Origin of the sequence: Neorhizobium huautlense, assembly GCF_030811685.1 — a bacterium.
GTDB lineage: Bacteria > Pseudomonadota > Alphaproteobacteria > Rhizobiales > Rhizobiaceae > Neorhizobium > Neorhizobium huautlense_A.
The window spans coordinates 55799-67920 of record NZ_JAUSRF010000001.1 but is presented as its reverse complement, the minus strand read 5'-3'; the positions used below and the strand labels follow the sequence as shown (position 1 = coordinate 67920).

Genomic DNA, 12122 nt, shown 5'->3' with positions numbered 1-12122 from the left:
CGACCGCCTGACATGTCCCCTATCCCAGCAAGGAGCCATTGCCATGATTATGAAACGCCACCGACGCCTGATGACCGCGGCTCTCGCCTCCGCCGTCACCCTGACTTTCGGCACGCTTGCGCTCGCGCAGGAGGTCAATATTTCACGCCGCATCGACAGCAACAATTACGACCCGCACAAGACGACGGCGACTGCCGCCGCCGAAGTGCTGTTCATGCTGGCCGATACGCTGGTCACGATCGATTATGACATGCAGACGCTGCATCCGGGCCTCGCCAAAAGCTGGAATGTTTCGGAGGATGGCCTGACCTATACGTTTCACCTGCGCGATGACGTGAAATTCTGCGATGGCAGGGCGATGACGGCGGATGATGTTGTCTACAGTTTCAAACGCTGGATCGATCCCGCCACCAAATCGCCGGTCGGCTGGCGTGCAGGCGAGGTGGAAAGCATCACCGCGACTGACCCGGTGACGGTCGAATACAAGCTAAAAAAGCCCTATTCCGAACTTCTCTACCAGCTGACACAGAGCTTTTCCGTGATCGTCGACAAGGCATCCGTCGAAACGCTCGGCCCCGATTTCGGCGTCAAGGGCATAAACGCCACCGGTCCCTATTGCTGGGGTGAATGGGCGCCGCGCGACAAGATGGTCCTGACCCGCAATGACGCCTATACGTGGGGGCCGGAAATCTACGAAAACAAGGGGCCGGCCAAGGTCGAACGTGTCACATGGTCGATCATCGGTGAGGAAAACACGCTGACGGCAGCGCTGATGACCGGCCAGACGGATGTCTCCAACTATGTGCCGCCGATCGCGATGCAGCAGTTCGAAACCATGCCGGGCTTCGTTTCCAGCAAGTCGCAATCGACCCGTTATACCTATTTCCTCGGCTTCAAGCTCGACAAGCCGACCGTCAAGGATCTCGCTGTCCGTCAGGCGATCAACTATGCGGTCAACCGCGTGGCGATCGTCGAGGATCAGCTTTATGGCACTGTGGAGCCGGCCTATACCTACATTACCGAGGATACGCTGGACTGGAGCAAGGATGTCGACAAGGTCCTGATCAAGGATTTCGATCCCGAAAAGGCCAAGAGCCTTCTCGATGAAGCGGGCTGGAAGGTCGGCTCTGACGGCATCCGTGAAAAGGATGGTGTCAAGCTTGCGCCGGTTCTTTACGGCTTCAATGGCCCATGGGTGAACATCGTCCAGCAGGTGCAGGCCGAGCTCTTGAAGGTCGGCATCAACCTGCAGATCCAGAATTTCGACGCCACCGTCGTCTGGGGCAAGCTTGCCACCCAGGAATTCGACATGTTCACCATGAGCTACCCGTATTTCTCCGCGGGTGACGCGATGAACCTCTATTTCCGCTCGGCAAACACGCCGGCCCCGAACCGCACCAACTGGAAGGATGCGGAAACGGACGCGCTTCTGGTGGCAGGTTCCGCCGCAACATCCGATGCCGAGCGCGCCAAGGACTTTGGTCAGGTGCTTTACAAGGTGCATGAAGCGGTCAACTGGCTGCCGATGTACCACGCGCCTATCGTCATCGTGCAGACCGACAAGCTGAAGCCGATGAAGGCGCATCCGATCTATGGCGCGGCCTATTACAAGGGCCTCGATATCGAATTTACCGAATAATCCGCAAATCGCCCCGGCTGCGCGATGCCGCGGCCGGGTGCTGTCACTTCCGCAAAATCCCTGCGACGGCAAAGGGCCGTGCAGACAGAAAGGTCAAGACAATGAACATGCTCCCGAATTCGATCGAGGCGCGCGATATCCGCTCACAGATGCCGGCCGTTGCCGACATGCGCAAGCACGAGGAAACCGGTTCGCTGGTGATCGAGCGCGGCGAGGGCATCTATGTCTTCGACAATAACGGCAAGCGTTATATCGAGGGTCTTGCCGGCCTCTGGTCCGTCGCTGTCGGTTTCGGCGAGGAGCGTCTTGCCAAGGCCGCCTACGAGCAGATGGCCAAGCTGCCCTATTACCATATCTTCAACTACAAGACGCACAGCCCTTCGGTGGATCTTGCCGAAAAGATCCTGTCCATGCTGCCTTTCGAAATGTCGAAAGTGCATTTTGCCTCGTCCGGTTCGGAGGCCAACGACCTCTCCGTCAAGCTGGTCTGGTATTTCAACAATGCGCTTGGCCGCAAGGACAAGAAGAAGATCATCGGCCGCATCAAGGGCTATCACGGCGTCACCATCGCTGCTGCCTCCATCAACGGTCTGCCGCGTAACCACGAAAGTTTTGATCTGCCGCTGGACCGGATGATCCACACATCCTGCCCGTCCTATCCGCATTTCGGCAAGGATGGCGAGACGGAAGCCGAATTCACCGCCCGCACGCTGCAGGAACTGGAAGATCTGATCCTCAAGGAAGGCCCGGAAACCATTGCCGCCTTCTGGGGCGAACCGGTCATGGGCGCCGGCGGCGTTCTCATCCCGGCTGCAGGCTATTGGGAGGGAGTGCAGAAGATCCTCAAAAAATACGACATCCTTCTGGTCGCCGACGAGGTGATCTGCGGTTTTGGCCGTACCGGCAAGATGTTCGCCTGCGAGACTTACGACATCGTGCCGGATATCCTCGTCCTGTCGAAACAGCTGTCGTCGTCCTACCTGCCGCTGTCGGCCATCGTCATCAACGACAAACTCTATCAGGTCGTGGCCGATGAATCGCACCGTATCGGTTCCTTCGGCCATGGTTTCACCGCTTCCGGCCACCCGGTAGTCACGGCGGTGGCACTTGAAAACCTCAAGATCATCGAGGAACGCGATCTGCTGGGCAATGTCCAGCATCTCTCCCCGATGTTCCTCAAGGGGCTGGAAGAGCTTGCCACCCACCCGCTCGCCTCTTCCTGGCGTGGCATCGGCCTGCTCGGCGCCGTCGAGTTGAAGCCGGGCGAAAAGGTTGGCGTCATGGGCACGAAGGTTGCCGATCGCATGCAGGAGGAAGGCCTGATCATTCGTGGCATCGGCGATGCCATCTGCTTCTGCCCGCCGATGATCATTTCCGAAGAACAGATCAGGGACATGTTCGCCGTCGCCCGCAAGGCGCTCGATCTGGTCGCCGCCGAGCAGGCCTGATCCCCCGACCTATACAAACCCCGCGCCCCACCGGCGCGGGGTTTCTCCACCATCACATCTGTCGCAGGGAGTGTACCACATGAGGAAAGTCATTCGTGCAGGCCATGTCATCGCCTTTCAGGATGGTGGGCATCGCAATCTCCGCAACGGCACTATCGTCATCGAGGACGATCGCATCGTGCATGTCGGCGGTGGTGATTTCGAAGGCGATGCGGACGAGTTCATCGATGCGTCCGACAAGATCGTCACGCCGGGTTTCATCAATACCCACACCCATATCAGCGAAGGCTTTTTCGACCGCTCCTTCGTCGAGGATCGCGGCCCGCGCAATTTCTATCTCTCCGGTCTCTTCGAGTTCCTGACCGCCCGCAACGGCGCGATCACCGAGGAGGCGCGGCAGGCCTCGATCCGCGCTTCCATGCCTGAACTGATTCGCACCGGCACCACCACCGTGGTGGAGATGGGGTTGAGCGGTCGCTATGTCGCCGAACAGGCTGAGAAGGCTGGCCTGCGCGCCTATATCGGCGAGTTCTACCGCTCCGGTCGCTGGTACACGGACGATGGCCGAAGCGTGAAATACGAATGGCTGGAGGATGATGGCGCGGCTGCAATGAAAAAGGCAGTCGATTTCATCCACGAGATCGAAGGCCGGGCCGATGGCCGGATCAGGGGCTTTCTTACCCCGGCGCAGGTCGATACCTGCTCGGAAACTCTGCTGCGACGGACGCGCGACATCGCCAATGAACTGAAAGTGCCGGTGGCGCTGCATGTCTCGCAATCGGTGCCGGAATTTCAGGAAATGGTGCGCCGAAACGGCTGCTCGCCGATCGAATGGCTGGAGAAGGTCGGCTTCCTCGGCAATGACGTCATTCTCGGCCATGCGATCATGCCGGGCGGTTCCAGCTGGGTGAATTATTATGCCGATGATCTGAGCATTCTCGCCGATACCGGCACCAATGTCGCCCATGCGGTTTGGGTTTTTGCCCGTCGTGGCATCGCCATGGAAAGTTATTCAAAATATCTCGCACGCGGCATCAACATGACGCTTGCGACAGACACATCGCCGCAAAGCATGATCGAGGCCCTGCGCTGGACGGCGGTCATCTCGAAAATCATGGACCGGCGCACGGAAGTGGCAACGGCCGCCGATGTCTTCAATTCGGCAACGCTGGCTGGTGCCAAATCTTTGGGGCGCGACGATCTCGGTCGGATTTCTCCGGGCGCCAAAGCCGATCTGCTTTTCTGGGAAGGCGCCAGCCTGTTCATGACGCCAATGCGTGATCCCGTTCGCAACATCGTCTATTCGGCGCAGCCGGAAGATCTCAACGCCACGATGGTGGATGGGCGCTTCATCATGAAGGACCGCATCGTGCCGGGTTTTGATCCGAAGGATCTGCTCGCCGACCTTCAGAAGGGGGCCGAGCACATGTGGGCCAACATGCATCATCAGGATTGGGCACATCGCGATATCGATGCCCTGTCTCCGGACAGCTATCAGCCGTTCAGGGTCTAATCGGCGACGAACGAGCGGCACTGGGCGATTATGCCAGTGCCGTTCGTCGCGGATCATTCACATCCCCAGCGCCATGCCGTCCTTGCGGCTGTCGGACCCACCTTCGAGAATGCCGTTGCCGATGCGGATCGCCTGGCTGCCGCCGATCGGGCTGCTGACGACCTTCAGCACATGGCCGCGCGCCTCAAGTTCGGCCCGCACATCAGGCGCGATTGTCGGCTCGACTTCCAGAACGCCGCCAAAACCGAAACTGCGCGGTACATCCATCGCCGCTTGCAGGCCGAGACCGTGGTCGATGACGCCGGAGAGAAAGGCAGCGTGGCCGGCCGCCTGATAATGCCCGCCCATCACGCCAAAAGGCATCAGCGTCTTGCCGTTCTTCGTCACCATGCCCGGAATGATCGTGTGCATCGGGCGCTTTTTCGGGCCGATGGCGTTCGGATGCCCCTCGATCAGGCGGAAGGACGCGCCACGGCTGTGAAAAAGCACGCCGGTTGAGGGATCGAGCCGCGTGGACCCGAAGGGGTGAAAGATCGAGTTGATGAAGGAGATCGCATTGCCTTGCGCGTCAACGACGCAGAGATAGATCGTGTCCTTGTGTTCCGGCTCATCCCAGAGAACCGGCGGCAGGGCGCGTTTCATGTCGATACGCGCGCGAAGCGTGGTGACCACCTCGTCGGAAAGCAGCTTTTCCGCCACGTTCGGGCAATGGTCGGGATCGGCGATCAGCGCATCACGGTGGTGATAAGCGATCTTGGTCGCTTCCGCATGCAGGTGGATGCGGTCGGCATCGTCCATCGAGGCGATGTCGAAACCCTCGATGATCTTCAGGATCAGTAGCGCCGCAAGCCCTTGTCCGTTCGGCGGGCATTCGTGCACATCATAGCCGCGATAATTCGCGCTGACCGGCTCGACCCAGTTCGCACCATCCTTGCCGGCTGCAAAGTCTTCCAGCGTGTGCAGCCCGCCCAGCGAATTGAGATGGGCGACCATCTTTGCCGCGCTCTCTCCTTCGTAAAAAGCGGCGGCTCCCTTGGCAGCAATCTCTTCCAGTCGATCGGCGAGCAGCGGCTGGCTGATGATCTCGCCAGCGACTGGTGCCCCGCCGCTCGGCAGGAAGACGGCTGCGGCATGGGCATCACCCGCAATGCTTTGCTCGTGGTTGGCCCAGTCCATGGCCACACGCGGGGTGACGACAAAGCCGTTGCGGGCGTAACCGATGGCGCGCATGAACAGGCGCTCCAGAGGCAGCGTGCCGTGATCGGCGTGCAGGCGGCACCAGGCGGAAATCGCGCCGGGCACGGTGATCGCATGCGGGCTGGCCTGCGGAATTTCACCGGAAAGACCGAGTTCCGTGAGCTTGGCCACCGTTGCTGCTGCCGGCGCGCGGCCGGAGCCGTTCAGCGCCTTCACCTTGTCGCCATAGGGCGCGTAAAGCGCAAAACAGTCACCGCCGATCCCCGTCATCAATGGATCGACAACGGATTGGACCGAGACGGCCGCGATCGCCGCATCCACGGCATTGCCGCCATCCTGCAGGATTTCCAGCCCGGCTGCCGTCGACAGCGGATGGGAGGTGGCGATCATGGCTTCGGTTGCAAGCGTCGACGGGCGTCGCGCCGAAAAGAAATCAAAATGTGACATGCCGTTCCTTGGTATCTTCACGCGATATGTTGGACATTGCGAATGGATGGTAACAGGCGACGGCCCGGCCTTGTGCCAGCCGGGTCAGAACCGGATCATTGGCCAGACGGCCTGATTGTGCAACCACACGGTGACCGGAAAAAACGGCAATCGGGCGTAAGATCGAGTGAGCTCGGAATTTCGCCGGATTGTTCAGCGCCGTCTGTCTCGCTGCTACCGAGACCCTGCGATGAAACCCACTCGCATCCCGCATCAAGGCATGATGCCTTAGAAGCGGTTTTTATCGTTGGCGACAGGCGGCCCACCTCGGGGGGGAGGTCAAAGAGGCAGCACTGCCAGCGTGCCGTGGGTCACGTGCCGTTCCGCTCTCACGTGGTCGGCAAAATGCCGGATTTCCTCAGTCCTGCCCTTCAGGATGCTGACTTCCAGACACCGATCATGGTCCAGATGCACATGCATGCTGGCCACCGAAATGTCGTGATGGTCATGATGCGTATTGGTCAGTTTCCGGGGCAGATCGCGGGCGCCATGATCATAGGTATAGCTCAGCACGCCGACGCATGTCTCAAGCTCTCCCTGTTCCAGCGATGCCTGCTGAAGGCCCGAGCGCGCAAGGTCCCTCAATGCCTCGGAACGGTTCTGATACCCCTTGCTCTCGATCATCCGGTCCAGCTCCGCCATGAGCTCGTCGTCGATTGTAATGGTGATCCGCTGCATCGGCCTGCCTCCGGGCGTCAAATGTCCAAGGGCCCCTGTTCTCGCCTTCGAACACCGCTTTGTCCAGCGACACTACGGCAAATGGCGTATGGTCCCGTTGACGACCCGCAAAGTATGCAGTTCTCTGTAAAAAATCATACTGGCCATTCTTTCGTCGAAAGCGATCTGATGTCGAAAAACGGTTTCTTTGGCTTGGCGCTCGCTGTCACGCTGGCTTTTGCATCCGGCGCGCAGGCCGATCCGAAACTGAATTTTTCATGGCCGGTGAATGTCGGCCCGCTCAATCCGCATCTCTATGCCCCGAACCAGATGTTCGCGCAGAACATGGTCTATGAGCCGCTGGTCCGCTATTCGGCCGACGGCACGGTCGGGCCATGGCTGGCGCAATCCTGGGAAGCGTCTGCCGACGGCAAGGCATATACATTCAAGCTGCGCGAAGACGTGAAATTTTCGAATGGCGAGGTTTTTGATGCCGCAGCGGTCAAGGCGAATATCGACGCCGTGCTGCAGAACCGCGCCCGCCACGGCTGGCTGGAACTTGCCAATCAGATCGTTTCCGCCGAGGCGGTCGATGCGTTGACGGTGCGGATCGCCCTGAAGGATGCCTATTATCCGCTGCTGCAGGAGCTTGCCCTGCCGCGTCCTTTCCGTTTCGTCGCACCGTCGCAATTCAGGAATGGCGGCACGGTCGATGGTATTGTCGCGCCGATCGGCACGGGGCCGTGGAAGCTGACCGAAACGAAACTCGGTGAAGCCGATGTCTTTAGCCGCAATGACGGTTATTGGGGCCAAAAACCCGCCTATGAGCAGGTCACCGTCAAGGTGATCCCGGACCCGAACACGCGTGCTGTCGCATTCGAGACCGGCGAGATCGACCTGATCTACGGAAGCGACGGTCCGGTCTCGCCGGATACGTATGAACGTTTCAGGCAGATGGGCATCTATACGACCGAATTGTCCGCCCCGATCGAGACGCGCATGCTGGCCCTCAATACGAAACTCGGCGCGACCCGGGATCTGGCCGTGCGCAAGGCGATCAACCACGCGGTCGACAAGGATACGATGATCGCCACCGTCCTCCACGGCACCCAGAAGCGTGCCGACACCCTGTTCGCCGACAACGTTCCTTATGCCGATATCGGCCTGAAACCCTATATGTTCGATCGGGTACGCGCTGCACAAATCCTCGATGAGGCCGGATGGACGACGAGGGCAGAAGGCGGCATCCGGGAGAAAAACGGAGAGCCTCTGGCAATCGAGCTCTGCTTCGTCGGCACGGATGCGGTAGCCAAATCCATGGCCGAAATCGTGCAGGCGGATCTGCGCAAGGTCGGCATCGAGGTGACGCTCATCGGTGAGGAGGAAAGCAGCGTGTTCGCCCGCCAGCATGATGGCCGGTTCGGCATGATCTTCAACCGCAGCTGGGGCGCACCCTATGATCCGCATGCGTTCGTCAGCTCCATGCGCGTTCCCTCTCATGCCGATTATCAGGCACAGTTCGGTCTGCCGGACAAGACCGAGATCGATGCCAAGATCGGGCAGGTTCTGGTGTCCACGGAGGAGACTGCCCGGCAAACACTCTACCGGGATATCCTGACCCGCCTTCACGAAGAGGCTGTCTACCTGCCGCTCACCTATGTGACGTCGATTGCCGTCGCAAGGCCCGAGGTCGGCAGGATGACCTTTGGCGCGATGTCGAGCGAGATACCCTTCGAAAAACTGGTGCCGAAGGTGAACTGACATGCTTGCCTTCATTTTCCGCCGGCTGGTCTTGCTGGTTCCGATGCTGTTCGGGGCATCCGTGGTAATCTTCCTGATGCTGCGTCTCGGTCCCAGCGATCCGGCCATGGATTACCTGCGCCTGTCAAAAGTGCCGCCGACGCCGCAGGCGCTTGAAAACGCACGTCAGATGCTGGGTTTGGACAAGCCGATCATCGCGCAATATGCCGACTGGCTCGGCAAGGCGCTGAGCGGTGATTTCGGCATATCCTACGCAACGCAGCGTCCCATCCTGCCGGATTTTCTGCATTTCCTGCCTGCGACGCTGCAACTGGCCGGTATTGCCCTGGTCCTGACGCTTGGCCTGTCCATTCCGCTCGGCATGTGGGCCGCCCGCCACCGGGAAGGCTGGCAGGATCAGATCGTCCGGCTTGTGGCTTTCCTCGGCGTGTCGATGCCGAATTTCTGGCTCGGTTTTCTGCTGGTTCTGGTGTTTTCGATCAAGCTCGGCTGGCTGCCGCCGATGGGGCGGGGCAGTGTGGCGCATCTGGTCATGCCCGCCATCGCCATCGCCTTCATGTCGCTTTCCATCAATGCACGCCTTCTTCGGGCCAGCATGCTGGAAGTGTCAGGCCAACGTCATGTGCGCTACGCCCGCCTGCGCGGGCTTTCCGAGCGCACCGTCGAGCGCTCCCATGTGCTGCGAAACGCATGGTTGCCGATCATCACGGCAACCGGCATGCATATCGGCGAACTGATCGGCGGCACGCTCATCATCGAAAGCATTTTTGGATGGCCCGGTGTCGGCCGTTACGCCGTGTCGGCGATCATGAACCGCGATTATCCGGTCATCCAGTGTTTTACGCTGGTGATGGTGACCATTTTCGTCCTCTGCAACCTGATCGTCGATATTGTCTATGCATGGGCCGATCCGCGTATCCGGCTGTCGGCGGAGGGGGCGGAATGACGGATATGGTCTCTCCGAAAGCCGTGTCGAAACCGGGCATCTTGCGCCTTCCGCAACGCTGGTCGGTGCGCCTCTCCGGCGCAGTCGTTCTGCTTCTCCTCATCGCAGCTGTCGCCGGCCCGTGGATCACTCCCTATCATCCCGACGAGGTCGATCTGGTCCGGCGGTTGCAGCCTCCGGGGCTTGCGCATTGGCTGGGCACCGATCATCTCGGGCGCGATATTTTTTCGCGGTTGATTGTCGGCGTGCAGGTCTCGCTCGGTTCCGTCGCCATGACGCTTGCGCTCATCCTTGCCCTGGGCATTGTCATCGGCGGCACGGCGGGTTTCCTCGGCGGGCGCGCGGACCAGTTGATCATGCGCGTCACCGATGTCTTCCTGACCTTCCCGACGCTGGTGCTTGCCCTGTTCATGGTCGGTGTGCTCGGCACCGGGCTGGTGAATGTCATCCTCGCGATCGCGCTTTCGCATTGGGCGTGGTACGCGCGCATCGTGCGTGGCATCGTCATGTCGCTGCGGCACAGGGAGTTTCTGCTTGCCGCGCGCATGAGCGGTGCGGGACCGATCCGGACCTTTGTCGAGCATCTCCTTCCCGCGACCTTCTCGCAGCTTGTGGTTCTGGCGACGCTCGATGTCGGCCACATCATGCTGCATGTGTCCGGCCTTTCCTTCCTCGGACTGGGCGTCACGCCGCCGACGGCTGAATGGGGCGTGATGATCAGCGATGCACGCCAGTTCGTCTGGACGGCGCCGATGTTGATCCTGTGGCCGGGACTGGCGCTGTTCCTGAGCGTCATGGCCTTCAACATTCTGGGAGATTTTCTGCGCGATCGTCTCGATCCGCATCTCAAGGCGGAGCACAGTCATTGACCGGCCAGACACTCGCCATCGAAGGCCTGACCGCGACCGCCGTGATCGACGGACAGCGCCACATTCTCGTCGATGACCTTTCTCTCGCCGTTCAGCAAGGTCGCATCCTTGCGCTTGTCGGCGCAAGCGGTTCCGGCAAGTCGATGACCTGTTCGGCGGCACTCGGTGTCCTGCCGCCCGGCGTGACAATGGCCGCCGGGCGCGTGACGATAGATGATGTTCCATACGGTGCGACGGCGCTACGCGGACGTCACGTCGCGTCCATCATGCAGAACCCGCGAAGCGCCTTCAATCCCGTGCGGACCATGCGCGATCACGCAGCCGAGACCTTGCGCGCTCTCGGCACAATGGGTGCTGACGCCGAGGACCGTATTGCCCATTGCATGCAGGCAGCCGGACTGGAGGAGGTGAAAGCCGTCCTGAGCTTGCACCCGTTCGAGATGAGCGGCGGCATGTTGCAGAGGATGATGATCGCGCTCGCGCTTCTGGGCGATGCACCGTTTCTTTTTGCCGACGAACCGACGACGGATCTCGATCTCGTCGTACAGATGCGTATCCTCGAACTTCTCGAAAAACTGGTAGAGGAACGCCGCCTCGGCGTTCTTCTTGTCACCCACGACATGGGCGTGGTGGCGAGACTTGCCGATGATGTCGCCGTGCTCGATCACGGACGTCTGGTCGAACAGGCGCCGGTGATGACCATCTTTCATCAGCCCGGACATCCGGTCACGCGAATGCTGGTCAACGCGCATCTGTCGCTTTACGGCATGGAGGCAATTGCATGAGCCTGATCAGTGCCAGCAATCTCGGAAAAATCTACCGAACCCATTCGCTGGTCGGTGCAAGTGCCGGAAAGACGGTGTTGCAGGATATCTCCCTGTCTGTTCGGGAGGGCGAAACGGTGGCGCTGCTTGGGCGCAGCGGATGCGGCAAGAGCACGCTGGCGCGGCTGCTGGCCGGTCTCGAACAACCGACGACGGGCGAGGTGCTGTTTCGCGACAAGCCGGTCTCAGGTCTCGATCGTTCGGACATCAAGGCGTTTCGCCGGGATGTCCAGCTCGTTTTTCAGGACAGTCCGAGCGCGGTGAATGCCCGTTTCACCATTCGGGATATCATCGCAGAACCGTTGCGGCACCTGACGTCACTTGATCAGGGTCAGAGGCAGGACCGTATCCGGACACTGCTGAACATGGTGGAATTGCCGCCGGACATTGCCGACCGCCTGCCGGGGCAGGTGAGCGGCGGGCAGTTGCAGCGTGTCTGCATCGCCCGCGCGCTGGCGGTCAATCCCAGGCTGATCATCCTCGATGAGGCCGTCTCCAACCTCGATATCCATCTGCAGGCTTCCGCGCTTACGCTTCTTGCCCGCCTGCAGCGCGAAAATGGCATCGCCTATCTGTTCGTCACGCATGACCTGAGATTGGTCAGGGGTTTTGCATCCCGCTGCCTCGTCATGGACGAGGGGCGCATCGTCGAGGAAAGCATGGTGGCGGATTGCGCCGGGATGACGCATCCGGCCTCGCGGCTTCTGCATGCGGCCGTGCTGCCGCCATTGCCGGAGCGAACCGGCAAAAGGCTCATTCTCTCGGGGCAAGCTTTGTAGAAA

Annotated in this window: 10 protein-coding genes; 8 read left to right on the top strand and 2 right to left on the bottom strand. The window is 60.4% G+C overall.

The window, feature by feature from the left end:
• The first annotated feature begins 43 nt into the window (after positions 1 to 43).
• The 3 genes from J2T09_RS00245 (at position 44) to J2T09_RS00235 (ending at position 4600) form a co-directional block, all read left to right on the top strand.
• Complete coding sequence (locus J2T09_RS00245) at positions 44 to 1639, top strand: ABC transporter substrate-binding protein (RefSeq protein WP_306829811.1); 1596 nt, start codon at positions 44 to 46, stop codon at positions 1637 to 1639.
• A 101-nt stretch (positions 1640 to 1740) separates the two neighbouring features.
• Positions 1741 to 3087 carry an aspartate aminotransferase family protein gene (locus J2T09_RS00240; RefSeq protein ID WP_306829809.1) on the top strand — a complete coding sequence of 449 codons (1347 nt, stop codon included), beginning with the start codon at positions 1741 to 1743 and terminating at the stop codon, positions 3085 to 3087.
• A gap of 79 nt (positions 3088 to 3166) precedes the next feature.
• Positions 3167 to 4600, top strand: coding sequence for an amidohydrolase family protein (locus J2T09_RS00235; RefSeq protein WP_306829806.1), 1434 nt, complete (start codon positions 3167 to 3169; stop codon positions 4598 to 4600).
• Positions 4601 to 4657: 57 nt separating this feature from the next.
• On the opposite strand, the gene J2T09_RS00230 is transcribed toward J2T09_RS00235, so the two are convergent.
• Together J2T09_RS00230 and nikR are read right to left on the bottom strand one after the other, a co-directional pair.
• Positions 4658 to 6244, bottom strand: coding sequence for a gamma-glutamyltransferase family protein (locus tag J2T09_RS00230; RefSeq protein ID WP_306829805.1), 1587 nt, complete (start codon positions 6242 to 6244; stop codon positions 4658 to 4660).
• Between the two features lie 318 nt (positions 6245 to 6562).
• Positions 6563 to 6961 carry a nickel-responsive transcriptional regulator NikR gene (gene nikR / locus J2T09_RS00225; RefSeq protein WP_306829803.1) on the bottom strand — a complete coding sequence of 133 codons (399 nt, stop codon included), beginning with the start codon at positions 6959 to 6961 and terminating at the stop codon, positions 6563 to 6565.
• A gap of 168 nt (positions 6962 to 7129) precedes the next feature.
• Here nikR and nikA point away from each other — a divergent pair, with 168 nt between their 5' ends.
• Genes nikA through nikE form a run of 5 tightly spaced genes read left to right on the top strand, consistent with a single transcriptional unit; the run spans position 7130 to position 12119 of the window.
• Positions 7130 to 8701 carry a nickel ABC transporter substrate-binding protein gene (nikA, locus tag J2T09_RS00220; protein ID WP_306829801.1) on the top strand — a complete coding sequence of 524 codons (1572 nt, stop codon included), beginning with the start codon at positions 7130 to 7132 and terminating at the stop codon, positions 8699 to 8701.
• A gap of 1 nt (position 8702) precedes the next feature.
• On the top strand, positions 8703 to 9647 hold the full coding sequence (nikB, locus tag J2T09_RS00215) for a nickel ABC transporter permease subunit NikB (RefSeq protein ID WP_306829799.1): 945 nt from the start codon (positions 8703 to 8705) through the stop codon (positions 9645 to 9647).
• Positions 9644 to 10516, top strand: a complete 873-nt coding sequence (nikC, locus tag J2T09_RS00210) for a nickel ABC transporter permease subunit NikC (protein WP_306829797.1) — start codon at positions 9644 to 9646, stop codon at positions 10514 to 10516. Before nikB ends, nikC begins: the two co-directional genes overlap by 4 nt.
• Complete coding sequence (nikD, locus tag J2T09_RS00205; RefSeq protein ID WP_306829794.1) at positions 10513 to 11301, top strand: nickel import ATP-binding protein NikD; 789 nt, start codon at positions 10513 to 10515, stop codon at positions 11299 to 11301. The genes nikC and nikD overlap by 4 nt, the downstream gene beginning before the upstream one ends.
• Positions 11298 to 12119: a nickel import ATP-binding protein NikE gene (gene nikE, locus J2T09_RS00200; RefSeq protein WP_306829792.1), complete on the top strand. Its 822-nt coding sequence runs from the start codon at positions 11298 to 11300 to the stop codon at positions 12117 to 12119. The genes nikD and nikE overlap by 4 nt, the downstream gene beginning before the upstream one ends.
• Positions 12120 to 12122: the final 3 nt, after the last annotated feature.